A 23,996-nucleotide genomic window follows, 5' to 3' on the forward strand; every position below is an offset into this window, starting at 1 on the left:
TATGCAAACCATCAAAGGACCTGCTATCTTTTTAGCCCAATTTTTGGGTGATGAGGCTCCATTTAATACATTAGACGGAATTACAACCTGGGCTGCGGGCTTAGGATATAAAGGAGTTCAAATCCCATCTTGGGATCCTCGCTGCATCGATTTACAAAAAGCGGCGGAATCGAAAACATATTGTGATGAATTGAAAGGAATGCTTGCAGCTAAAGGCTTGCAAATCACCGAACTTTCTACACACTTACAAGGACAATTAGTAGCTGTAAATCCTGCTTACGACATCATGTTTGATGGATTTGCTCCTGATTCAGTGAAAGGTAATCCAAAGGCTAGAACTGAATGGGCTATTCAACAATTGATGTATGCAGCCAAAGCGTCGGAAAACTTAGGTTTGAGCGCGCATGCTACCTTTTCTGGTGCCTTGATGTGGCATACGGTATATCCTTGGCCTCAGCGTCCTGCGGGTTTGGTTGAGCAAGGTTTTGCTGAATTAGGACGTCGCTGGACTCCTATTTTGAATCAATTTGATGAATGCGGAGTAGACCTTTGTTATGAAATCCACCCAGGTGAAGATTTGCATGATGGGGTTTCATATGAGATGTTTTTGGATGCAGTAAAAGGACATAAGCGTGCCAATTTATTGTACGATCCATCCCACTTTGTTTTACAGGCTTTGGATTATAAGCAATACATTGACTTCTATCATGAGCGCATCAAAATGTTCCATGTGAAAGATGCTGAGTTTAACCCAACAGGGAAACAAGGTGTTTATGGAGGATATCAGTCATGGGTAAACCGTGCGGGTAGATTCCGTTCATTGGGAGATGGCCAAGTGGATTTCAAAAGTATCTTTTCTAAATTAACTCAATACGGTTACGATGGTTGGGCTGTTTTAGAATGGGAATGCTGTATTAAAGATCCGGTACAAGGAGCTACTGAAGGGGCTCCATTCATTGCTAACCACATTATCAAAGCTACTGAAAAAGTATTTGATGATTTTGCAGGTGGTGGTGCTGATGAAGAGTTCAACAAGCGTGTATTAGGATTATAAGAATAAAGCGATTCATGCTTTTAAAAGAAATAAAATTGTCTTATTTCTAGAATTACCAATTAACTGATTTCCGCAGTTATTTATCAATTCCAACAAGTCTTTTTTGATTAAAATTCCCTAGCTTTCGGCAAGGCTGTCAGCGTTCCAAACGCTGCCAGCCTTAGGGAAAAATACGTTATTTTTCAATCACCGTTCCCAGCTCTTGGGATATGTTTTTTTGAATTTCCTTATAATGAATGAAGTCTAATAATAAAGCATTCATAGTATCCGCATCCCCCTGAAAAGATTCCATTTTCTCTAAGGTCTCATGCAAATGTTGATCGTTATACACTTTTCTTAAACGCAGTACATTTTTAAAAGCTAAATCCTCTAACATTTCATCTTCCAACTTCACACGAATATCATGCTTGTCCTTCCAAACATCTGATAAACTATGCTTGCCAGCACTGATATCTATGGCAAATTTTTGAATCTCTTCATTTTGGTGATGTAAATAAAACTCAGGAGCAGGGAAGCGATGTTGGTTAAATTCCGCTTTACATATCTCCAATATCTCTTCAAAAAGGGGTGTTTGAAAATGTGTTCCTTCCAACTCTTCAATCAAATACTGCATCAAAGTGACCCCTGGAGCCTTGGACGGACTAATTTCCAAATGACCAAAACTAACCAATAATCGTATGCATTCCGACTCTTGATAATAAGCTAAATTTGATTGCGTTTCAGTCGCTGCTTGGCCCGTAGGTTCAATGATTTCTTGAATCTCCTGCCAAGTTTGATTCGAAATTGGTTCCGAAACATTAGCTCCTGCCCCACCCCGCTGTTTCAGATTCTTTAAGTGAATTTTATTCAATTCAGCCAACAACACATCCTCATCCAAACGCATTAGAGAAGCCGTTTTTTGAACAAATAAACTACGCTGAATGGCATCTGGAATCTTGGAAATACTTTGAACCATTTCCTTAATCAATTCAGCTCGCTTAAAAGGATCATCGCCTGCTTCCTTTAAAAACAAATTGGCTTGAAAAGATATAACATCCTTCGATTCTGATTTGATGTATTCTAAAAATGCCTCATAACCCACCTTTCTAACAAAGCTATCAGGATCTTGGCCTTCCGGGAAAACAACTAAATTAACTTGTAACCCTTCTTCCAAGATCAAGTCCATTCCTCGTAAGGCAGCTTTGATTCCAGCGGAATCACCATCGTACAATACAGTAACATGCTGGGTAAATCGACCAATTAATCGAATTTGTTCCACTGTCAATGAGGTTCCTGAAGAGGCTACCACATTTTTAATGCCTGCTTGGTGCAAGGAAATAACATCGGTATATCCTTCCACTAAGTAGCAAATATCCTTAGCTCTAATCTCATTTTTTGCCTGAGAAATACCATACAAAGTGGCCGATTTATGGTAAACCTCCGTCTCAGGAGAATTCAGGTATTTGGCTTGATTTTTGGTATCTGATTTTAATATTCGAGCGCCAAAGGCAATCACTTTTCCTGCTACACTATGAATAGGAAAAATGACACGATTGCGAAAACGATCATAAACTTTCCCCTCTTCATTTTTCTGGGTCACTAAACCTGCTTTTTCGATGATTTCTTGACTAAAACCATGCTTAATAGCTGTTTTATAAAAGATATCCCAAGATTCAGGACTATAGCCTAAGTCAAAAGTTTGCAAAGTGGAATCTGAAAATCCCCGCTCTTTAAAATAGGGAATGGCAATGGATTTGCCCTCGGGAGATTCTATTAACTGCTTTTTGAAAAAGTCTTTGGCATATTCCAAAATGATCAACAAACTCTCCCGCTCGTTCTGACGAACGATTTGGTCATCTGTTAATTCTTCTTCCTGAATGTCTATGCCATATTTTTTGGCTAAATGCCTTAATGCCTCTCCATACCCCAAGCCCTCAATATCCATGATAAAACGGACAGAATCTCCAGCTTTACCACAACCGAAACATTTATAGATTCCTTTACTTGGAGATATGGAAAAAGAAGGAGTCTTTTCCCCATGAAATGGACAGCAAGCCCAATAGTTGGCACCTTTCTTCTTCACCGTCACATAATCGCCCACCACGTCCGCAACAGCGGCCGCTTGTTTGATTCGTTCGACGGTTTCAGGATCAATACGCATGAAATTACAATAATAAACCCGCTAAAGTGGCAGATAAATAACTAGCTAATGTCCCTGCAATTAAGGCTTTAAAACCTAATTTAGCTAAATCACTTCTACGAGAAGGTGCTAATTCCCCAATACCTCCAATTTGAATAGCCACAGAGCTAAAATTGGCAAAACCACACAAGGCAAAACTGGTAATAGCAATGGTTTTAGAATTTAAAGTATCCTTCACCTTCATCATATCTAAATAGGCCACAAACTCATTCACGACCATCTTCTTACCCATCAAGGCCCCAGCCACTTCAATATCTGCTGATGGTACACCCATCGCAAAGGCAAATACAGAAAATACTTTGCCTAACAATAAATTCATGGACAAAGTTGGCATACCAATCCAATTACCAATATGACCCAAGCCTAAATCCACCAAGGCAATCAAGGCAATAAAACCAATTAACATAGCAATGACATTCAAACCTACTTTTAATCCCTCACTAGCTCCTGCAGCAATGGCGTCCACCAAATTGGCATGTGACTTTTGTTTTTCCAATTTCACAGCACCCTCTGTTTCTGACTTCTCTGTTTCTGGAAATATAATTTTTGAAATAACTAAGGCTCCTGGAGCAGCCATTAAACTAGCCGCCAATAAATACGCCGCTGGCACACCTAATGAAATATACACCGCCATAACACCACCCGCAATACAAGCAAAACTACCTGTCATGGAAGCCATCAGCTCACTATTAGTCATATTCTTCAAATAAGGTTTTATCATGATTTGAGCCTCTACCTGGCCAACAAATGTGGAAGCCACATTGGATAAAGCCTCCGCTCCACTAACGCCCATCAACCAGTGAACCACCTTTCCGATAGCGGCAACGACACGCTGCAATATGCCCAAGTGATAAAACATGTTCACCAATACCGCCACAAAAATGATGGTTGGAACTACTTTGAAAAAGAAAATATAGTCATTGCCTGAACCAAAAGCACGCGACATCAAGTCGCGATTAACCAATGACCCAAACACAAATTGAGCTCCTTTATCTGCTTGACCTAATAAAGTATTGATTGAATCTCCTAACCATTGGAAAATTGCCTGACCAGTATCCGTTTTAAGAATAAATACGGCTAAAAATACTTGTAAAAGCAAGCCTACACCTACTGTACGATAATTAATCGCCTTCCGGTTGTTTGACATTAAAAATGAAACTCCCAGAATTAAAATAATCCCCAATAGCCCCGTAAATCTTTCCATAATGTTATATTGATGTTCGTGTATGCCTAAATTTTACCTTCCAATGTAACTGTAAATTGATCAAATGGCAATTGACTAACCAAATCATCTTCTTTTATTTCATAAAATGCCTGATGTATATTGAATGGATCATTACTTTCCACCTTCCAATAAGAACCATCTTCCTGCATTTCGTAAGAATTTATAGTATCTCTCAAATTCCACAATAAAATGGTAATGGCCATGTTCTTGGCTCTTGGGTTAACCAATTCAAACAAAGATTCGATTCGGCGATCAAAACTACGCACCATGACATCAGCAGAACCTCCATAAACCTTAGGCTCTCCAGCATTATGAAAATAAAATATACGCGTATGTTCCAAATAATTCCCAACAATGGACTTGATGTAGATATTTTCTGATAAACCTTTTCTTTGAGGTCTCAAACAACAAATCCCTCGAACTATTAACAACACGGGCACACCTGCTTGAGATGCTTCATACAGCATTTCCATCGTCTGAGTGTCTTGCAATGAATTGATTTTCAGGCAAATACCAGAAGGTAAGCCATTTTGATGATTCTCCATTTCTGTACGAATCATTTCCAACAATCGATTACGCATGTCACGAGGAGCCGTAATCAAATGCTCATAATGGGTCGGCATAGAATGCCCCGTAATAACATTGAAAAACTCGGAAATATCTTGAGTAATCCGACTGTCCGTAGTCAATAATCCTATATCAGTATATAACTTAGCCGTATCCTCATTGTAATTTCCAGAGGATAAATGCGCATAACTCATCACATAATTTCCTTCATTACGAATGACTTGCAATAATTTAGTATGGGTTTTCAAACCTGGAATACCATAAATCACAAAGCAACCTGCCTTTTGCAATTTGGTGGCTTCTCGGATATTATTTTCCTCGTCAAAACGTGCTTTTACCTCAAACAATACCGAAACGTGTTTACCTTGTTCGGCAGCGCGCAATAAAGCATGCGAAATACGAGAATTCTTTGAAATACGATATAAGGTAATTTTAATCGCTAATACATGAGGATCATCAGCCGCCTGATCCAGCAATTGTACTACAGGATCAAAATTATTGTAAGGGTGATGTAGTAAAATATCACCTCGTTTCATGGTTTCAAAAATATCATCAATCTTAACCGACTTCAATCCTAATGCTGGAACTACAGGGGGATTGGCAGCCATTTTCCCCTTAAAATCAGGGTGTTTGACAATTTGCCAAAATGCTGTAAAATCCAAAATGGATGACTTGATGAAAATATCTGACTTTTCTAATGACCAGCGCTTTAACATTTCTTCTAAAAGAAATTCAGAATGCTCCTTCTCCACCTCTACCCGAGTTACTCGGCCTAAACGACGGTCTTTAATCTTCTTTTTAATCTCGTCTACGAAATCAATTTCAGCATCTTCATGCTCCACCACATCAAAATCTCCATTTCGAGTAATACGAAATAAGGTGGTAGACTCAATTTCGACATTACGATAAAGAACTTGTAAATGATGACGAATTAATTGTTCAATGGGTAAAAACAAGACTTTATCATCGCGTTCAATCACGTAAAAACGAGCCAAATTCAATGGAATTTGAACAAAGGAAATCTTTTTGTCTTTTTCCGACTTATGCTTTCCGTGGTTTTTTTTATCTGATGTCCCTACTGTAACAACTCCAAAAATCAAAGTTTTGGCCAACAAACTTGGGAAAGTATGTGTATGGTCAAAAACCATAGGCGTTAACATCGGGTAAATAGTCCGGTGAAAATATGTTTCCACTTCTTGCATTTCTTCCGATGTCAAATCATCTAAATTAGCCATTAGAAGACCATTTTCAGGAAAAAGAGGTAAAATCTCCTCAACAAACAAGCGATGTTTTTCTTGACTAAATTCTTGAGCTGCAGCGATTAAGGTCTGTTTAAAAGGAATTTCTCTTAAACCTGAATAATCTGTTCGTTCTTTACCGAAATCAATGTAATTATATAATGAACCAATTCGAATGGTAAAAAACTCATCTAAATTAGAAGCTGTAATGGCTAAAAATTTTAGACGATCAAACAAGGTTCTTTGACTATCCCTAGCTTGATCTAGAACACGTTCATCAAACTTCAACCAAGATAAATCCCTCGATATAAACTTAGATTTAGCAATGATATCCTTCGATTTCTGCATTGCTTTTTCCACTTTACGAGAAGAGTCTCTTGGAGCCACCAAATTGATCTTCCAATTCTTAGGCTTTAGTAATGACAAAAGATTCCCTGTGGAGGAATCTTTTGTATCGCTATGTTTGACTGCTTTATTCGAATGATCCATTGTTTATTTAGGCATTTGATTGTTTAATCGCTTCATAATCTGAACCCAATCGGCCTACTTCTTGAAGTAGATATCGTTGAAGCTCTGCATTAAAAACTTTCTTTTCCTCTTCGTCTAAACTGGCATAAAAGTCCTTTAATTCTTGATTAATGGCATTTTTCTCAGCTTCGTCGGCCGCATTGATGGCCCTAACGTGATAAGACTTAAAATCAAACTTCATACTCTAAACGTCTACTTTGGCGTATTTAGCATTTTTTTCAATGAAATCTCTACGTGGCGCAACTTCATCTCCCATCAACATTGAGAACAATAAATCTGCTTCAATGGCTGAATCGATGGTTACCTGCTTCAAGGTTCTTGATTCTGGATTCATTGTAGTTTCCCACAATTGCTCCGCATTCATCTCTCCCAAACCTTTATAACGCTGAACACCCACATTATCTTCCTTACCACCGCCAGCTAATTCTTGTACGGCTTGATCACGTTGATTTTCAGTCCATACATAACGTACATTTTGACCTTTTTTCACTTGGTACAATGGAGGTTGAGCAATGTAGATATAGCCATTATCCACCAATGGACGCATGTAACGGAAGAAGAATGTCAAAATCAAGGTACGAATGTGGCTTCCATCCACGTCAGCATCCGTCATGATGATGATCTTGTGATAACGTAATTTATCTATATTCAAGGCCTTCTCATCTCCATCCTTACCAAAAAAGACTCCCAAAGCGGTCATCATATTTTTGATCTCCTCATTCTCATAGATACGATATTCTTGAGCCTTTTCTACGTTCAAAATTTTACCTCGCAAGGGTAAGATAGCTTGAAATGCACGATTACGTCCTTGCTTGGCAGTACCACCCGCCGAGTCTCCTTCGACAAGGTATAACTCACAAATTTCAGGATCAGAATCTGAGCAATCGGCCAGTTTACCAGGCAACGAGTTAGAACCTAAAACCGTTTTTCTTTGAACCATTTCACGTGCCTTACGAGCAGCATGTCTGGCTTGAGCCGCTAAAATAACTTTAGCTACAATCTGACGAGCCTCTTTAGGATGTTCTTCTAACCATGACTCTAACATGTCTGACATAGCCGCAGAAACCGCTCCTGATACCTCTCCATTACCCAATTTGGTTTTGGTTTGTCCTTCAAACTGAGGCTCAGCAACTTTCACGGAGATAACAGCCGTTAGGCCTTCTCTAAAATCATCTCCTGCAATATCAATCTTAAGCTTTTCTAAAGCACCTGATTTATCCGCATAGTTTTTCAACGTACGAGTCAAAGCACCTCTAAAACCAGCTACGTGGGTACCTCCTTCAATGGTATTGATGTTGTTCACATAGGAAACCACATTTTCAGAATAAGAGGTATTATACAACATGGCGACTTGAACTGGAACCCCATTTTTATCACCTTCCATGTAGATCGGCTCTGCAAATAAAGGCTCACGAGTAGCATCTAAATAAGTGACAAATTCACGCAAACCACCTTCAGAGAAAAACTCCTCCGATTTAGCTACACCATTTTCATCCAACTCCCGCAAATCCGTTAAAAACACGCGAATACCAGCATTCAAAAAGGATAATTCACGCAAACGACCAGCTACAGTTTCATATTTGTATTCAGTAACGGTAAAAATACTTTCGTCTGGTTTAAACAAAACGGAAGTACCTGTTTTATCTGTTGTACCTACTTCCTTTACTGGATATTGAGGAACACCAATTTTATATTCTTGCTGGAAAATCTTTCCTTCTCTTTGAACAGTAACCTTCAAATCAGTAGATAAGGCATTCACACAGGAAACACCGACCCCGTGAAGACCCCCTGAAACCTTGTAAGTATCTTTATCAAATTTACCCCCAGCGTGTAACACGGTCATTACTACTTCCAAAGCTGAACGCTTCTCCTTAGTATGCATGCCTGTTGGGATACCACGACCATTATCTTCTACCAAAATAGAATTATCGGTATTAATGGTTACTTTAATCAAATCACAATGACCCGCTAATGCCTCATCAATGGAGTTATCAACAACCTCCCAAATCAAGTGATGTAGACCTTTAAATCCGGTATCACCGATGTACATGGATGGACGCTTACGAACCGCCTCTAAACCTTCTAAAACTTGGATATTATCTGCACCGTAATTTGCTCTATCTTGAGCCGCCGAATCTTGTGCTTCTGACATAATGATGTGTAAAAGGGTTAAATGAAGAACTACCTATTTCCATAGGGCAGTCCTCGAAAAATTCTTGAATTAATTTTTTAAAAATAAGGATTTTTTCCCTGAAAAACTAGTAATTCTTCAGGGAAAAAATACACAAATTCTTAATGTTTGAAATGGCGAATTCCTGTCATGACCATAGCTATTTGATTGGCATCACAGAAATTAATGGAATCTTGATCCTTGATAGATCCTCCTGGCTGAGTAACAGCCACAACGCCTGCTTTACTAGCAATTTCGACACAATCTGGGAATGGGAAGAAGGCATCAGATGCCATCACTGAACCTTGTAAATCAAAGCCAAATTCTCTCGCTTTTTCAATGGCTTGTTTCAAAGCATCCACACGTGAAGTTTGACCAACTCCCGAAGCCAACAATTGGCCTTCCTTCGCTAATACAATTGTATTCGATTTGGTATGCTTACAAATCTTCAAAGCAAATGCCAAAGCTCTTTTTTGCTCTTCAGTAGGTGCCAAAGTCGTAACTGTTTTAAAATCAGCCACACCTTCCATCACCAAATCCTTATCTTGTTCTAAAACCCCGTTCAACAATGTCTTGAACATTACCTTAGGGAATTCAACTTGATTTCTCTTCAAAAGAATGCGATTCTTCTTTGTTTTTAATATCTCCAATGCCTCCTCCGTAAATGAAGGTGCAATTAAAATTTCACAGAACAAGGGATTAATGGATTCTGCAGCGGCCTTATCCACTTCTTGATTCGTAGCTAATACGCCACCAAACGCCGAAACTGGATCGCAAGCTAATGCTTTATCATAAGCTTCCTTAACTGAACTGCCCGTTGCCACACCACAAGCATTCATGTGTTTGATGATAACAAAGGCCGTTTCTTCAAATTCATCCAATAAAGACAAACAAGCATCTACATCCACTAAGTTGTTGTACGACAACTCTTTCCCATGCAATTTGTCAAACAACGCAGCTAAATCACCATAAAACTTACCTTGTTGATGAGGATTTTCTCCATAACGCAAGGAATGAGATGGCAACGTAGTATAATTCGCTAAATCAGCTGATTCACCTGCGAAATAACGCTGAATAGCTCCATCATAATGTGAGGAAACGGCAAATGCCTTTTGAGCAAAACTTCTTCTTTGCTCCAAGGTAGTACCCGCACCATTCGCTTCAAAAATGGAAGAAACTTCGGCATATTGATCTCTTGATGATACAATTAATACATCAGCAAAATTTTTCGCTGCTCCACGAATCAGTGAAATACCTCCTATATCAATTTTTTCAATAATATCTTCATCAGAAGCGCCTGAAGCTACTGTTTCTTCAAAAGGATACAAATCCACCATGACCAAATCCAATGCTGGAATTTCATATTGTTTAGCAACTTCCACATCGGAAGCGTTATCACGACGGTATAAAATACCTCCAAAAACTTTGGGGTGTAAAGTTTTCACACGACCACCAAAAATAGAAGGATAACCGGTTAAATCTTCTACCGCTATGACAGGTATACCCAAATCTTCAATAAATGATTGAGTTCCTCCAGTAGAATACAAGGTCACTCCTTCTTCATGAAGCTTTTGAATGATAGGGGCTAAACCATCTTTGTAATAAACAGAAATTAAGGCTGATTGAATTTTTTTAATCGACATGGGGCTTGGAAATAAATGAAGCCACAAAGGTACGAATTAAAACAAAAACCGACTAATGAAAATACGAATGCTTATTTGGGTATTTTGATTGAAATAACTCGGTAAAAAGATTCCCACCTCTCTTTTCAAAAAAAAGGAATCCATTCCTAAAAATGGATTCCCTAGAATTCTATAATTAATTTAGTTTTTGGTTTTTTTATTCAATGCTTCATAACGTAATAAGCCTTCTAAATAGTAATAATCAGCATACACTAAAGGCACATCGATTTCCGAATTCAAAGACTTTGCTCCCACACAATGCTTAATTAAGAAATTATTATTCTCTCCCAATGCTGCACGATAGGCAGGACTAGACAATGAACTTAACATCGTCACAGCATCCTGATAATAGCGCTTGCCTTTTGCGCCTGAATAGGTACTCAACTCGAATAAAGCAGATGCGGTAATTGCTCCAGCAGAAGCATCTCGCTCTTCATTGGGGATATTAGGTGCGTAAAAATCCCAATAAGGTATTTTATCAGCAGGTAAATTCGGATGGTTCAAATAATAATCAGCAATCTTTTGAGCAAAATCCAAGTACTTCTTATTCTTAGTCTCCCGATACATGGTCGTAAATCCATAGATAGCCCAAGCATGCCCCCTAGTCCAGGTCGACTCATCTTGGTACCCTTGATGCTGTTTTTTAGCAAGTACCTTTCCTTCTTCATCATATAATATCACATGATAGCTGGAATAATCTGGTCGGAAATGATTTTTAATGGTGTTTTCAGCATGAGTAATGGCTATATCATGAAAACGCTTATCCCCTGTCTCACGAGATGCCCAAAACAATAGCTCCAAGTTCATCATATTGTCAATGATAACGGGATATTTAAATCCTCCTTTAAAGCTATTCCAAGATTTGATGAGTCCTACTTTAGGGTCAAAGCGGGTTGCTAATGATTTAGCCGATTGAATTAACACCTGCTTGGCTTGTGGGTCTTTGGTTAAACGCAATTGATTTCCGAAGGAATCAAACATCATAAATCCTAAATCATGAGTTCCCGTGTTGAATTGCTCTTTCTTAACTGCCGCAGTCCATAACCTAGCAGCCTTCTCCCATTGTGGATCTTTTGTTTTCTCATACAAGAACCAAAGGCTTCCTGGAAAAAAACCAGAACACCACCAACTAGAGGGCAAATTTCGATAAGTTCCATCTGGACGAGCAGAATGGACTGTGGTACTCGTATCTGGATGATCAGCTAACATACGTTGATACTGTTGACCTGCCAAAGCAAACTGCTTGTTGACATCAATTTTCTGGGCAAATAGTCCTGTGCTAAGGAAGCACAAAATTAGATAGACATGTTTCATAGGTGTGTGTAGTATTTCAATAGGTATAAAGGACTTTACTCAAATCCTCCATTTATAATTTATAACTTATCATTTACCATTTACTTATTCATTACCTTCCCATCCAGCCTCCATCTACTGTTAGGATGGTACCATGGACATAATTGGATGCTTCTGAGGCTAAGAACACCAATGGCCCTTTAAAATCATCAGGGCTCCCCCACCTTCCAGCTGGGATTCGACTTAAAATAGAAGTACTTCGGTCGGGATCATCACGAAGCGCAGCGGTATTATCTGTGGCAATATATCCAGGAGCAATGGCATTGACATTAATTCCTTTGGATGCCCACTCGTTGGCCAATGCCATGGTTAAACGGGCAATTCCTCCTTTACTGGCTGCATATCCTGGCACATTGATTCCACCTTGAAAACTTAATAAGGAGGCTGTAAATATAATTTTACCCGAGCCTTGTTTCAGCATAATTCGACCAATCTCTCGGCTCAAAATAAACTGGGAAGTTAGATTTACTTCTAATACTTCATCCCAGTATTCGTCAGAGTGCTCTGCCGCAGGATCGCGTAATATCGTACCGGCATTATTGACTAAAATATCAATTCTTGGAAAATCGAAGCTGACATTTTTGATGAGTTGATACAAAGATTCTCGATTGGAAAAATCGGCTTGGTAGGCTTTAAAGTTTCTCCCCAAGGAAAGCACTTCTTTCTCGATTTCGGAACCACTTAATTCCAAATTAGCTGATACTCCGATGATATCCGCTCCTGCTTCAGCTAAGCCTAAGGCCATAGCCTTACCTATTCCCCTTTTACATCCTGTAACTAAAGCTACTTTTCCACTTAAATCAAACATCTTGGTTTCAATTTTACATTCAAAAGCCGAATCTTGATTAAAATTACTCAAAGTTCTAAAATACGTCTTAAAAAGGATTTTAATCGCTTTTTATCAATCAATTGATATTAATTCAAAACTTGATTTAGCGCAAGTTTTTTAAAAATCAAAAGTTGCAATTTTAAATTTCAAATTGACAACAATATGACAAAAAAATCGAATCATGTAGTTCCTACGCTTTCAGGAGGTTGGTCAGTTAAAAAATTAGGCACTTCCAAGGCAATAAGGAATTTCGATAGCCAAGAAAAAGCCATCGAATACGGGCAAAAGCTAAGTCAAAATCAAAAGACCGATTTTTATATCCATAAAAAGAATGGCATGGTACAGACCAAATACTCTTTCGGTACCAATAAATAATAATGGATTTTGAGAAGAATATTTTTATCAATTGCCCAATTGATCAAGAATTTATTGATAATCTCTTAAAGCCCATTTTGTTCATCGTAATAAAAAATGGATTTTAAATCAATTTTAAGGGCTTAATTGATTTAACTCTTTTCCTATATTGATTCGGACTTTCGCCTATGGTACGAGTAAAAATTTTGGTAAAATACGACAGCGATTCAAAACCGCAGGCAAATGCTATATCTCCAATACTAACATCCTGCATCAGCATTTTCTTAGCTTGAGTAATGCGATATTGATTGACATAATTACTAAAGGTCAATTGGGTTTTTGATTTAAAATATCGACAAAACGCTTCCCTCGATAAATGACATTTCTCAGCTATTTCCTGTAAAGTAATGGCCTCCATAAAATGATTTTCAACCCATTCCTTAACAATTTGCCAGCGTTGCTGATCTCGAACCGAAGGATTTTCCCAAGTGGCCATTTCATTCAAATAAATCGATTTCATTTCCTTAGCTAACACTTGAAATATAGACAAAATCTCCATAAACTGATCAAAATGCGATCTATCAGGTAAAGCCATCAATCGCTGACCAATTTCTTCTTTCCTGTCTCCTTCAAAAACAATCCCCGTTTTAGCTCTTTCAAATAATTCCTTGATAGCATGCAATTCCGGTACCTCTGACCATGTTCTTCCTAAAAAATCCTCTTTCATCTGCACCACAATTTTACGATAGGGCACTTTTAAGCCATAATCAAAATTCAAATGAGGAATATGCGGACCTATAAACACTAAATCACTTTGCTGGTATTGACTCACATGATCACCAACTCTCCTTGGACCAGCCTCTGCTTCAATGTACAACAATTCATATTCTGGGTGGGAATGCCATAAATAAAAATCCTGTAAATGAGGTGTTTGCAAAATTCGAAATGAACTTTCTTCTTTTATTTGTATGGCTTCAAATTGAATCTTCATTTTAATCAAATTGACAATTTAATTCCAATACTAGTTAATAAATGTCAATATTGTTACAATATTGGTTAATTCTATCCTAAAACTAGGTATTGCCAAATACTAACTTGCATCATTCAAAATTCAATCAAAACATGCAAACAAAATCTCCAAACAAGACCTCCATGGCTACCATGAATGCTCACTTAGACATCCCTGGAAACCCTTCTCTTGCCAAAAGCAGTATCAGTCAATTGAATGATGGAAAATCAGGAAAATCCCTACGTGCTTTAAGCCAAGAGGAGTTCAATTTTTGGAAGCAAGAAGGCTATATTGTTGTCAAAAGTGCTATTTCTAAAGATCAGGCCGCTCTTACGGCACAAGCAATCTGGGAGTTTGAAGAAAAAGACCCAAATGACAAAAGCACATGGTATACTCCACCCAGAGCTGATATGCAAATGAAGGAATTGATTGGTTCAGGCATGGTAGAAATGTACAATCACCCAATGCTATGGACAAATCGACAAAGTCAACGTGTGTACGATGCTTTTGTGGATGTTTGGGGAACAGAGGATTTATGGGTAACGATAGATCGATGTAACCTCAATTTTCCCATTCAGCAAGATAGACCATTCAAAGGATTCATTCATTGGGATTATGATCCAGAAACCAAACCCGTGAATGTACAAGGAGTATTGGCTTTAGTAGATCAAACAGACGAAAATATGGGAGGCTTTCAATGCATTCCTGAACTATATCGTACCTATGATACTTGGAAATTAAGTCAACCCGAAGATCGTGATCGATTTAAACCCGACACGACAGGATTTGAACTGACAAAAATTAAAATGGAAGCAGGAGATTTACTTATTTTTAATAGTTTATTAGCTCATGGTATTAGACCCAATTTAACTCAGGACAAAGTTAGAGTCGCTCAATATATTTCCATGATGCCAGCAGAGCCTGAAAATCAATCCTTGTTGGATTGGAGGATTAACTCCTGGAAAAATAAAATTGCACCAGAAGGTTATGCTTTCCCTGGGGATCCAAGAGGAAAAGAAAAGACACAGCCTGTGGCTGAATTAAACGAACTGGGGAAAAAAATACTGGGTTTGGCTTAGGTATATCCGATGCATGTATATCCGATGCATGCATCGGATATGCATGCATCTAATCTACCGCAAATGAATAGCTGAGTCTTTGAGCTCAAAAGGATGATTTTTCATCATTTCCCACATGGCAGCTCCTGCTAGCAAAACGGGGCCGTATCCATGGGCTGCAAAGGGAGAAATAGGTCTGTTAAAATAAAAAGCAGGGTCCCAGCCTAGGCCAGTACCTACGCAAGTTCCATCTACTTGACCTTGTGCATTAACTTTAGAAGCTACAGCTTGCCAACCCAAAATAGCAGCAGGTCCATAAGTTCTTGGATCTAGCCATCCTTGGTTGATTCCTTTAGCCAATACATAAGTATAAATAGCTGTAGCTGATGTTTCAAGATAGGAATCATTCCGATCAATTAGTTGATGCCAAAATCCCGTTCCATCTTGATGTGCTAACAGTCCTTTCAAATGCTTTTTCAATTGAATTAACATCGCTGGACGAGCAGGATGATTAGCAGGTAAATGCTCTAATAATTCTGCATTGGTTAACAATGCCCAGCCATTGGCTCTAGCCCAGTGGAATTCTGGATGCTCCTCAGAACCTTCGAGATAGCCATGCATAAACAAGCCCAAACTAGGGTTAAACATTCTCTTTTGATAAGATTCAAATTGAAAAGCTGCTTCATTAAAACAATTGACATTAACAGAGTCCTTACCCAATTGCAATAAGGCAGGAATGGCCATATATAAATCATCTAACCAAATGGTATTGGGTAGAGGACGCATACGAGCCAAAGTCTTATCTGGTAAACGATGCTCCTCCTTTAAAATAAAATTCAACGACTTTTGGGTAATTAAAGAATCATCCCCATCAAATCCAGCACGTTTAGCTTTTAAAAAAGCCATGGACATAGCTCCTATATCATCCAATGCTTTTGGATTAATTAAACCACTCAACACATGAGATTTAGTGGGATTTTGCTGGGTATATTGATAGGCCTTTGGTAAAGTCTCTAAAATAAATTTCAATCGCTTGAATACATATTCCTTGTATTTGGCATCCCCACTAACCTTTTCTAAGGCCAACATGCCACTGTAAGTTACCCCAAACTCGTAAGAAACGGGTCTGAAATCACCTTTAGCAAAAACTAATTGATCTGAATAAATTTGATAAGGATTCCATGCTTCACCTGAAGCTTTATGTATCAAATTAGCAGGAGTTGCCTTTTCCAAATAGGTATAAACCTTATCTACCGTAGCTTTGATTTGAGCTTCATTAGGAACAACGTAAGGGGTTGGATAATCAGGTTGAAGCGCATGCAATGGAGCATTCGCATCTGAAGCAGCTGTAATATTTTTTTGAGCAAAGCTAGGAATGATGGAGGAAATGGTCATTCCCCAAATCAAGATGGTTTTTTTCATATTCAAATTTTTACACAATAAATAAAGACAAAGTGCTCACAAATCTACGCATTAAGTCATAAAAAAAGGAGTTTTCTTGCGCTTTGAACGTATAGAAAACTCCTTTATTAGGCATTTATTGTAAGCTTATTGCTTCACTTCAATTCCTGAAATCTGAACAACAATTTGTTGTGGTGCAGTTTGTGGGTTGACAGCAACAAAATAGACATCATGTGTACCGTTTACGGCTTGAATATCTACTTTAATTGGAGCTGGACCACCCATTCGTCTTTGTCCACCAGCTTGACCCGCAGGTGCACCTGCCGCTGGAGCTGGAGCAGTAGTTGGTGTTCCCAATGGTGCGCCTTTTTGCTGTGTATTTGCAGCAGCTGGAGGAGGACCAAATCCTGTTGCTTGTGATACAGCGATCGGAGTCGTTTTACCAATTAAAGTTCCAGTTGGAGAATCCAAACGAATTTCAATTACTCCACCTGTGGCATTTGTACGGGCTTGAGCAGAGGCACTGATATCCATGGATTTAATTCCTGTCAAATCCAATTGCTTGTATGCAATGTAAGGATTTTGTCCAACCATGTTCGTTGCACGAGCAGGAGTTATCAATTGTTGAATTCCAAAACGTAAATCGGCCTTCTCTGGGTCTAATGCAGGATGACGTAATAATAACCATTTCTCCGATTGCGCTGGAGCAATTTTATTATTCCCCTTATCTAAGTAAGTAGCTCGAACCACAAATACTCCTTTGGTTCCTACTTGCTCCTTAGGAACAACCGCATCAATTTCACCTGCCAAAGGAATGTTATTATTAGCTTTTTTATCACCTAAACTAAGAATATAATTCACCATGGATTTAGCATCTGCTTTAGAAATTTGTGGGTGGGCGCTCATCGCATGCTCTCCCCAAACTCCCATTCCACCAGAGATAACTTTCGCAGATAATTGATCTACAACGTTTTGTCCTTTGTATTTAGCTGCCACTTCTTGGTAGCTTGGTCCAACAGAACGTACATTCGGAAGGTGGCATGATTTACAATCACTTTGATTAATCAATTTCAAACCAACAGATGCAAACAAATCGCTATCGGCTTTACGGTGACTTTGAGACATTTCAATAGGATCATATCCAGAAGCAATGTAGTCGATAGTAGCTGCTACTGATTCAGGAGCAATACCTTTTCCTAATACACCATCTTCTTTATCTTCAACTTGAATCTGATAAGCTAATTTTTTACCAGGGAAATAGAATGATTTATTACCATTTGGAACAACGATATCCACATTAGGTGATTCATTACCTACTTGAACTTCCAATGAAGCAGTATTACTCAAGCCTTTAGGATCAGTAGCTTTCAATACTACTTGGTATTTACCAACTTGACTTAATGTCAATTCTGGAGATTCGCCTGATAAGGCTTTCACTACTTTTCCTTGTTTTTTTACTGTCCAAGTATAGCTTAATTTATCTCCATCATAGTCCTTCGTTCCTTCAGCAGATAACTTGGTTTTGAATGGTAAAGATCCACTTAATTTACCTGCGCTTACTTCCACTGCTGGTTTTCTGTTTCCTCCTTGGTACTCAACTTTCACTAATCTAGCATTATCATTTCCGCGGAACCAAGCAGAACCATATTCTAGTACATATAAATCTCCATCTGGACTAAATTTCATGTCAATCGCACTACCAAAACTTTGGTTTGGCAAGAAACGCTCCATGGATTTATAGTTTCCGTTTTCGTCTAAAGTAACTGACATAATCCAACCACGCATAAACTCCACGATCAACCATTTGCCCTCATAATACGAAGGGAATGCGCGTTTTGCAGTGCTTGGGAAATCAGAACGGTGATAAACTGGACCACCCGTTGCACTTCTACCAGAAGCACCCACTAATGGGAATTCTTCAGAAGTACCATATGGATACCAAATAAATGCTTTTTGAGCAGCTGGTAATTCCTTTAATCCGTCGTTATTCGGCGATTCATTCAATGGCTTGGCAGGATTAAAACGAGGACCTACAGCAGAATTCTCGAAATTATAATCTGCATATGCTTTGTTGTCTCCAATAAAATATGGCCAACCAAAAAATCCTGGGCCTTTAGCCTGGTTAAATTCATCATAACCGCGAGGTCCTCTATCAGAGTCCACTGAAGCATCAGGACCTACTTCGCCCCAATAGATATAACCTGTTTTAGAATCCACACTTACTCTCCATGGGTTACGATGTCCCATTGTATAAATCTCAGGGCGAGTTTTAGGAGTTCCTACCGGAAATAAATTTCCTTTTGGAATGGTATATGAACCATCTTTTTCAGGATGAATACGCAAAATCTTACCTAATAAATTGTTGGTATTTGCTGCTCCACGTTGATCATCCCAATAAGCTTGACCAGCACGCTCATCAATCGGAGCATAACCATCTGAATTACTATTACTTGTGTTATTACCAACTGTCAAGAATAAATTTCCTGATTTATCAAAAGCCATGCCTCCACCAGTATGGCAGCATTCCTCTCTTTGTGTAGGAACTTCAAGCATTACTTTTTGCTGATCAATCAACAATTCCTCTCCTTTCAACTCCATACGCACCAAAATGTGCTTACTCTCTGTTGGATGAGCATAATATAAATACAACCAATGGTTCACTTTAAAATTAGGATCAACTGCAATCCCCATCAAGCCTTCTTCTGCTTCACGAACCACACCCACGCGATTCTTATATTTTGTATTGACAACAATGTGTCCAATAACCTTGGTTTCTTTGGTACTAGGATTGTATTGTTTTACATCCCCTTTTCTTTCTACAAATAAGATGCGACCATCAGGCAAAAAATCCATTTCCATGGGTTCATCTAATTTTTCATTTAATACAGACTTGACAAATCGATTTTCATCTGGAGCCTGTGCATTTCCTTGGAATGACCAAAGGGAAACGCAAGAGAGCATTAAAAGGCGCGTTAACCTGCCCATTGTAAAGTGTTTCATATGTGTAAGGTTGTTCATTTTACAAAAATGATACAATAAGTCGAATGAAAAAAATGCATATATGCTTTTGCTACCAATGCGCACTATTTGTCGACAAAGCCTTAAATAGCTTTAAAAATCAGGCTTAAATCCTAGAAATTTCCTAATTTTCAAAAAAACAGATTCAAATGATCACTAGAATAAGCTTATTATTTTTGATTTCATTCAGCGCCATTGCCCAAGCAAATTCGGATAAATCAAGTATTCGCAACTTATTAGCCACACAAAACAAACTTTGGAATCAAGGAGATATCCCTGGTTTTATGGCTTACTACAACCATTCCGAGGATTTAAAATTCATTGGTAAAAACGGAATAACCCAAGGATGGGATGCCACCTTAGCTCGATATCTTAAAAGCTACCCTAATCAAGAGGCCATGGGACAATTGACCTTTGATATCATTGAAGTAGACATTACAGCCTCCAAAACCGCTTGGGTTATTGGCAAATGGCATTTGGCAAGACCAAAACTAGGAGATGTAGGAGGCCATTTTACCTTACTTTTGAAAAAAGTCAAAGGCAAGTGGCTTATTTTCAGAGACCATACGAGCTAAGTCTCTCAAAGGCATAAAACAACTCTGAACCTATTTGTGCAGACCGTTCATCGTATTGAAATGCCTCTTCTGGGCTATCATCAAATGCTTTAGGGTCCTCATATCTCAAGGGAATCCTGGCTGAAGCACCTGGTATAAATGGGCAATTTTCATCAGCGTGTGAGCAGGTCATCACAGCAGCAAATTGCTGGTGAGGATTGATGGGATTATCATAGATTTTGGAAAATGCGATCATAGGTCGACTATCCTCTGTATGAAAAACAAAATAGACTGGGTTAGCATGTCCTCGCTTATTAACTTGAAATCCGAAACGTTGCAATGAAGCGACAGCTCGCTCATTGAAGGCTGTTTCTTCAACTCCTCCAGAATAGGATTGTAAAGGAATATTAAAATAGTCAGCGGCCGTTTGCGCCCAAATCTGAGACAATTGACTTCTTCTAGAATTGTGTGTACAAATGAAATTCAAGCGCAAGGGCTTTCCTTGTTGTAAGTTGTCTTTCATATAAGTCACTAACATTTCGATCTGTTCTTTCCGATCCAAGGAAATGGGCCTCTGTCTAATCTCTTGAATTTTTGCTTCTAAATTGGAATACATGTTAAATCAAATTATATCGCAATATTACGATAAATAAACTATTTCAAAAAGTGTAATGAAAATTTAAGGAACAATCACCAGAAAATGAGAGGGCAATACTTGAAATTCAAACTTTTCTGAAACGATTAATTCTCCGTCGATTTGAGCTTTCAATTCCCGATCTGCCTGTATCGTGATTTGCTTGGCTTGCTGAAAATGCAAGAATGAAATATGCTCATGCTTACCTTGCTGGATCTTAGGCAGATACCAAATCCGTTTAAATATCGACAAAGGTTCACAAAGTAAAACATCCAATTGATTATCCCAGATGGATGCATGGGGCACAAAATGAAAGCCTCCTCCAGCTCTGGAAGAATTAAACACCATGCATAAAAAAACTTGACACTCAATCCATTCCGTTTCTAAACATATTCGGATTCGGAAAGATTTAAAAAGAAATAATTGAGGAATAGCTGCCAAAAAATAACCGATTAACCCTCCAATGGCACGAATGGCATTCATGGACTTCAACACCTCTCCTTCTAAACCCATGCCCACTCCATTTAGAAACAATTGGCCATTACACATTCCTGCATCGACAGCTTGGTTTTTCGCTCTCAAAATAGTTTCTAAATGTTCCTGACGAGTTACATTGCCATATAATTTCCAATAAAAATCATTTCCTGTTCCTCCTTTAAAAAAGGCAATAGGAATTTGACAGTTCGGATAGGCATTAGCAAAGAAATTGTAGGTCCCGTCTCCTCCCAATACCCATACTTGGCTAAAAGCTTGTAAGCTGCTTGGCCAATCCTTAAAAAACATGGTCAGTGTTAAAGCACCTTTAGCATATAGTTTAGTTTGCTCTTCTACCCAATGGGCATAAAGCTTTGTTCTTTTAGAACAAAATGGATTTATCAAGAATGCGATATGTTGAATCTCCAAACCCAAGTCTTACATCTGAATGTAATTTTTCAGATGCTCTATCGTATCCAAATGATCCTGAATAGTAGCTGTAATTAAATCATTGACAGAAATGATTCCTACAAAATGACCATTTTCTAACACAGGCAAATACCGAATGTTTTTTTCCGACACGATAATCATACACATTTCCAAGGTAGTTTCTCGATTGATATGAGGCAAATCGGTTGACATAATTTCCTTGACAGAGGCGTCAATGGAACTTTTACCTAAAAGGATAACCTTCCGAGCGTAATCCCTTTCTGTCATAATCCCCAAATACTGGTTTCCTTCCATCACAACCACTGAACCAATGTTTTGGTCTTGCATTATTTTTAATGCCTCAATCACATGTGTGTCAGGTCCTACAGTAATGGTATCCCTCTTTCTTTGCGATAAAATGTCATTAACTTTTTTCATAGCTTTAATTTTGTGTTGGAATAATTCAAGTTAAAACAAAAATATTACAAACAAAAAGCTTTGAACATAAAAAAAGAGGCCGAAGCCTCTTTTCATTCAGTGAACCACATTAAACGGCTATAAAAATCGTATGGTTCAGATCATATCCACCTGATGCATTGGCGGTTACACTAGCTAATTCATTCGACAAAGAGTCCTTAATAATGGAATCAGTTGTGTTTTTTGTGGAGTTTTGACCATGTGCCTTATATAAATCCGTATTGTAAACAGCAGTATTGATATCCTCAGGAAAAGCAATTTGTGTTGTCAATTTCAATACGTTATTCACATAAATTTGAGCGTGAACGTGAGTCACACGACCTTGGTACCAACCTGGATAGATCGTAGTGAATTTAGCTATCCCATTCGCATCCGTTGTAGCTATTCCTCGACAAAATGTTTTGGCAGTATTATCTTGGGTACCTAGATAACCTGTATTCGTATAGCCAGAATAGTAACCATCCTTATCACAATGCCAAACATCCACGCGGGCATAGGGCAATAAAGCACAATTAGCACTCACATTTTTAACAGCAATAACCATATTCAAAGGTAATCCAGTCTTCCCTTCCGTAATATCCGCATGTGTAATGGAAGCATCTCGCTTATTGTACAATGGATAAGGACCATCCGTTTCGGTGTCCCCTACTTTACAAGTGCTCGATGAACTACTAGAAGAAGAACTGCTACTGGAACTTGAGCTACTTGATGGGCTAAGCGTTTCATCTGATTTACATGCTACCATGGCAACTTGCCCCATCAATACGGAAGCACCTGCTTTTAATAAAAAATCTTTCCTTTTCAATGTATTATCAATTTAGGGTGTGTAGAACTACAAGTCAAATTACTCAATAGACACCTAGATTATTGGCAACAATCGGTCAATATGGAAAACAAAAAGTCGAAATCTATCATTTTGTCGATATCCATATCAGCTCAAATCCTTATCTTAGAAAAAAAATAGAAACATGTCACAAAAACCTCCCGTAGCTATCATAACTGGGGCTTCCAAAGGAATAGGAAAAGCTCTGGCCTTATTATTAGCTGAACATAATTTCCAATTAAGTCTTATTGCTCGAAGTAAGGGAGAATTAAAAGACTTATCAGAGGCTATTGCCGAGATTGGACATCGCCCCTTATATTTTGTAGGTGATGTAGCCGATGAAAGCTTTGTGAATTATGCTGTAGAAAAAACAGCACACACTTTTCAAGGAATTGATTTCCTGATTAACAACGCAGGATCAGGTGTTTTTGGGCCTACAGAAAGTTATACCGTTGAAAATTGGGATCAAATATATAATACAAATGTCAAGGGTACATTTCTTTTCTCGAAAGCTGTTTTGGCTACCATGAAAACGGCTAAAAAAGGTCATATTATTTCCATTGCGTCCGATGTTGCCAAACGAGTATTTGATGGAGGCTCCTTGTATTGTTCCTCCAAATATGCTCAGCATGCATTTACAGAAGCGCTTCGAAAAGAAGTTAGAAAAGATGGAATAAAAGTTTCTACCGTATATTCTGGCTTAGTAGATACCATGTTTCATCCAGAACCACAAGGCGATTCTAGCCATCATGCCTGGTTGACTTGTGAAAATATGGCTGATAGTATTTATTTTATCATGAATCAACCACCACATGTTGTAATCGATGAGTTAATGGTTCACCCTTTGTCGCAAGAATATTAAAATTTATTCAATTATTTCCTCAAAAAAGCAGGTTTTATAAATGGTATTATTTATATTTATTTTTGCAATAAATACATT

Annotated in this window: 20 protein-coding genes; 5 read left to right on the top strand and 15 right to left on the bottom strand. The window is 38.3% G+C overall.

Annotated features, from left to right (window positions below; translation table 11 throughout):
• Window position 1: 1 nt before the first annotated feature.
• Window positions 2–1,054 (top strand): sugar phosphate isomerase/epimerase family protein, encoded by a 1,053-nt coding sequence (locus EWU22_RS11460; protein WP_130925663.1) that lies wholly within the window; start codon window positions 2–4, stop codon window positions 1,052–1,054.
• Between the two features lie 175 nt (window positions 1,055–1,229).
• Here EWU22_RS11460 and dnaG read toward each other — a convergent pair whose 3' ends face one another.
• From dnaG to kduD, 8 genes are all read right to left on the bottom strand, one after another.
• Complete coding sequence (gene dnaG, locus EWU22_RS11465; protein WP_130925664.1) at window positions 1,230–3,194, bottom strand: DNA primase; 1,965 nt, start codon at window positions 3,192–3,194, stop codon at window positions 1,230–1,232.
• A gap of 4 nt (window positions 3,195–3,198) precedes the next feature.
• Window positions 3,199–4,437 (bottom strand): NupC/NupG family nucleoside CNT transporter, encoded by a 1,239-nt coding sequence (locus EWU22_RS11470; protein ID WP_130925665.1) that lies wholly within the window; start codon window positions 4,435–4,437, stop codon window positions 3,199–3,201.
• Between the two features lie 26 nt (window positions 4,438–4,463).
• Entirely contained in the window at window positions 4,464–6,752 is a 2,289-nt protein-coding gene (gene ppk1, locus EWU22_RS11475; protein WP_130925666.1) for a polyphosphate kinase 1, read from the bottom strand.
• A 7-nt stretch (window positions 6,753–6,759) separates the two neighbouring features.
• The gene (locus EWU22_RS11480; RefSeq protein WP_109323456.1) at window positions 6,760–6,972 is read right to left on the bottom strand and encodes a hypothetical protein; all 213 of its coding nucleotides are present in this window, start codon (window positions 6,970–6,972) and stop codon (window positions 6,760–6,762) included.
• 3 nt (window positions 6,973–6,975) lie between these two features.
• Window positions 6,976–8,943 (bottom strand): DNA topoisomerase (ATP-hydrolyzing) subunit B, encoded by a 1,968-nt coding sequence (gyrB, locus tag EWU22_RS11485; RefSeq protein WP_109323457.1) that lies wholly within the window; start codon window positions 8,941–8,943, stop codon window positions 6,976–6,978.
• Between the two features lie 140 nt (window positions 8,944–9,083).
• Window positions 9,084–10,604, bottom strand: coding sequence for a bifunctional phosphoribosylaminoimidazolecarboxamide formyltransferase/IMP cyclohydrolase (purH, locus tag EWU22_RS11490; RefSeq protein WP_130925667.1), 1,521 nt, complete (start codon window positions 10,602–10,604; stop codon window positions 9,084–9,086).
• A 180-nt stretch (window positions 10,605–10,784) separates the two neighbouring features.
• Entirely contained in the window at window positions 10,785–11,957 is a 1,173-nt protein-coding gene (locus EWU22_RS11495) for a glycoside hydrolase family 88 protein (protein ID WP_130925668.1), read from the bottom strand.
• Window positions 11,958–12,048: 91 nt separating this feature from the next.
• The gene (kduD, locus tag EWU22_RS11500; protein WP_109325378.1) at window positions 12,049–12,804 is read right to left on the bottom strand and encodes a 2-dehydro-3-deoxy-D-gluconate 5-dehydrogenase KduD; all 756 of its coding nucleotides are present in this window, start codon (window positions 12,802–12,804) and stop codon (window positions 12,049–12,051) included.
• Window positions 12,805–12,987: 183 nt separating this feature from the next.
• Here kduD and EWU22_RS11505 point away from each other — a divergent pair, with 183 nt between their 5' ends.
• Window positions 12,988–13,200 carry a DUF2188 domain-containing protein gene (locus EWU22_RS11505; RefSeq protein WP_130925669.1) on the top strand — a complete coding sequence of 71 codons (213 nt, stop codon included), beginning with the start codon at window positions 12,988–12,990 and terminating at the stop codon, window positions 13,198–13,200.
• A gap of 103 nt (window positions 13,201–13,303) precedes the next feature.
• Here the strand turns inward: EWU22_RS11505 and EWU22_RS11510 are convergent, their stop codons facing one another.
• The gene (locus EWU22_RS11510) at window positions 13,304–14,170 is read right to left on the bottom strand and encodes a helix-turn-helix transcriptional regulator (protein ID WP_130925670.1); all 867 of its coding nucleotides are present in this window, start codon (window positions 14,168–14,170) and stop codon (window positions 13,304–13,306) included.
• Window positions 14,171–14,301: 131 nt separating this feature from the next.
• Here EWU22_RS11510 and EWU22_RS11515 point away from each other — a divergent pair, with 131 nt between their 5' ends.
• Window positions 14,302–15,267: a phytanoyl-CoA dioxygenase family protein gene (locus EWU22_RS11515; protein ID WP_231962887.1), complete on the top strand. Its 966-nt coding sequence runs from the start codon at window positions 14,302–14,304 to the stop codon at window positions 15,265–15,267.
• Window positions 15,268–15,321: 54 nt separating this feature from the next.
• On the opposite strand, the gene EWU22_RS11520 is transcribed toward EWU22_RS11515, so the two are convergent.
• Window positions 15,322–16,668, bottom strand: coding sequence for a glycoside hydrolase family 88/105 protein (locus EWU22_RS11520; protein WP_226998206.1), 1,347 nt, complete (start codon window positions 16,666–16,668; stop codon window positions 15,322–15,324).
• 126 nt (window positions 16,669–16,794) lie between these two features.
• On the bottom strand, window positions 16,795–19,647 hold the full coding sequence (locus tag EWU22_RS11525; RefSeq protein WP_231962888.1) for a PQQ-dependent sugar dehydrogenase: 2,853 nt from the start codon (window positions 19,645–19,647) through the stop codon (window positions 16,795–16,797).
• 167 nt (window positions 19,648–19,814) lie between these two features.
• Between EWU22_RS11525 and EWU22_RS11530 the strand changes: the two genes are divergently transcribed.
• The gene (locus tag EWU22_RS11530; protein ID WP_130925672.1) at window positions 19,815–20,240 is read left to right on the top strand and encodes a YybH family protein; all 426 of its coding nucleotides are present in this window, start codon (window positions 19,815–19,817) and stop codon (window positions 20,238–20,240) included.
• On the opposite strand, the gene EWU22_RS11535 is transcribed toward EWU22_RS11530, so the two are convergent.
• From EWU22_RS11535 to EWU22_RS11550, 4 genes are all read right to left on the bottom strand, one after another.
• Entirely contained in the window at window positions 20,221–20,835 is a 615-nt protein-coding gene (locus EWU22_RS11535) for a low molecular weight phosphatase family protein (protein ID WP_130925673.1), read from the bottom strand. The genes EWU22_RS11530 and EWU22_RS11535 overlap by 20 nt on opposite strands.
• Before the next feature lie 63 nt (window positions 20,836–20,898).
• Window positions 20,899–21,732, bottom strand: a complete 834-nt coding sequence (locus tag EWU22_RS11540) for a diacylglycerol/lipid kinase family protein (RefSeq protein WP_130925674.1) — start codon at window positions 21,730–21,732, stop codon at window positions 20,899–20,901.
• A gap of 33 nt (window positions 21,733–21,765) precedes the next feature.
• A complete protein-coding gene (locus EWU22_RS11545; protein WP_109323465.1) occupies window positions 21,766–22,194 on the bottom strand; it encodes a CBS domain-containing protein in 429 nt (142 codons plus the stop codon).
• A 109-nt stretch (window positions 22,195–22,303) separates the two neighbouring features.
• The gene (locus tag EWU22_RS11550) at window positions 22,304–23,038 is read right to left on the bottom strand and encodes a dioxygenase family protein (protein WP_130925675.1); all 735 of its coding nucleotides are present in this window, start codon (window positions 23,036–23,038) and stop codon (window positions 22,304–22,306) included.
• A 163-nt stretch (window positions 23,039–23,201) separates the two neighbouring features.
• On the opposite strand from EWU22_RS11550, the gene EWU22_RS11555 reads away from it, so the two are divergent.
• Complete coding sequence (locus tag EWU22_RS11555; RefSeq protein ID WP_109323467.1) at window positions 23,202–23,918, top strand: SDR family oxidoreductase; 717 nt, start codon at window positions 23,202–23,204, stop codon at window positions 23,916–23,918.
• The last annotated feature ends 78 nt before the right edge of the window (window positions 23,919–23,996 follow it).

Origin of the sequence: Aquirufa nivalisilvae (genome assembly GCF_004307455.1) — a bacterium.
In the GTDB taxonomy this organism is placed as follows: domain Bacteria; phylum Bacteroidota; class Bacteroidia; order Cytophagales; family Spirosomataceae; genus Aquirufa; species Aquirufa nivalisilvae.

What these genes read in the sequence shown, in the direction of transcription:
- EWU22_RS11460 (WP_130925663.1), top strand. Translation starts at nt 2, where the DNA reads ATGCAAACCATCAAAGGACCTGCTATCTTTTTAGCCCAATTTTTGGGT.
- dnaG (WP_130925664.1), bottom strand. Translation starts at nt 3,194, where the DNA reads ATGCGTATTGATCCTGAAACCGTCGAACGAATCAAACAAGCGGCCGCT.
- EWU22_RS11470 (WP_130925665.1), bottom strand. Translation starts at nt 4,437, where the DNA reads ATGGAAAGATTTACGGGGCTATTGGGGATTATTTTAATTCTGGGAGTT.
- ppk1 (WP_130925666.1), bottom strand. Translation starts at nt 6,752, where the DNA reads ATGGATCATTCGAATAAAGCAGTCAAACATAGCGATACAAAAGATTCC.
- EWU22_RS11480 (WP_109323456.1), bottom strand. Translation starts at nt 6,972, where the DNA reads ATGAAGTTTGATTTTAAGTCTTATCACGTTAGGGCCATCAATGCGGCC.
- gyrB (WP_109323457.1), bottom strand. Translation starts at nt 8,943, where the DNA reads ATGTCAGAAGCACAAGATTCGGCGGCTCAAGATAGAGCAAATTACGGT.
- purH (WP_130925667.1), bottom strand. Translation starts at nt 10,604, where the DNA reads ATGTCGATTAAAAAAATTCAATCAGCCTTAATTTCTGTTTATTACAAA.
- EWU22_RS11495 (WP_130925668.1), bottom strand. Translation starts at nt 11,957, where the DNA reads ATGAAACATGTCTATCTAATTTTGTGCTTCCTTAGCACAGGACTATTT.
- kduD (WP_109325378.1), bottom strand. Translation starts at nt 12,804, where the DNA reads ATGTTTGATTTAAGTGGAAAAGTAGCTTTAGTTACAGGATGTAAAAGG.
- EWU22_RS11505 (WP_130925669.1), top strand. Translation starts at nt 12,988, where the DNA reads ATGACAAAAAAATCGAATCATGTAGTTCCTACGCTTTCAGGAGGTTGG.
- EWU22_RS11510 (WP_130925670.1), bottom strand. Translation starts at nt 14,170, where the DNA reads ATGAAGATTCAATTTGAAGCCATACAAATAAAAGAAGAAAGTTCATTT.
- EWU22_RS11515 (WP_231962887.1), top strand. Translation starts at nt 14,302, where the DNA reads ATGCAAACAAAATCTCCAAACAAGACCTCCATGGCTACCATGAATGCT.
- EWU22_RS11520 (WP_226998206.1), bottom strand. Translation starts at nt 16,668, where the DNA reads ATGAAAAAAACCATCTTGATTTGGGGAATGACCATTTCCTCCATCATT.
- EWU22_RS11525 (WP_231962888.1), bottom strand. Translation starts at nt 19,647, where the DNA reads ATGAAACACTTTACAATGGGCAGGTTAACGCGCCTTTTAATGCTCTCT.
- EWU22_RS11530 (WP_130925672.1), top strand. Translation starts at nt 19,815, where the DNA reads ATGATCACTAGAATAAGCTTATTATTTTTGATTTCATTCAGCGCCATT.
- EWU22_RS11535 (WP_130925673.1), bottom strand. Translation starts at nt 20,835, where the DNA reads ATGTATTCCAATTTAGAAGCAAAAATTCAAGAGATTAGACAGAGGCCC.
- EWU22_RS11545 (WP_109323465.1), bottom strand. Translation starts at nt 22,194, where the DNA reads ATGAAAAAAGTTAATGACATTTTATCGCAAAGAAAGAGGGATACCATT.
- EWU22_RS11555 (WP_109323467.1), top strand. Translation starts at nt 23,202, where the DNA reads ATGTCACAAAAACCTCCCGTAGCTATCATAACTGGGGCTTCCAAAGGA.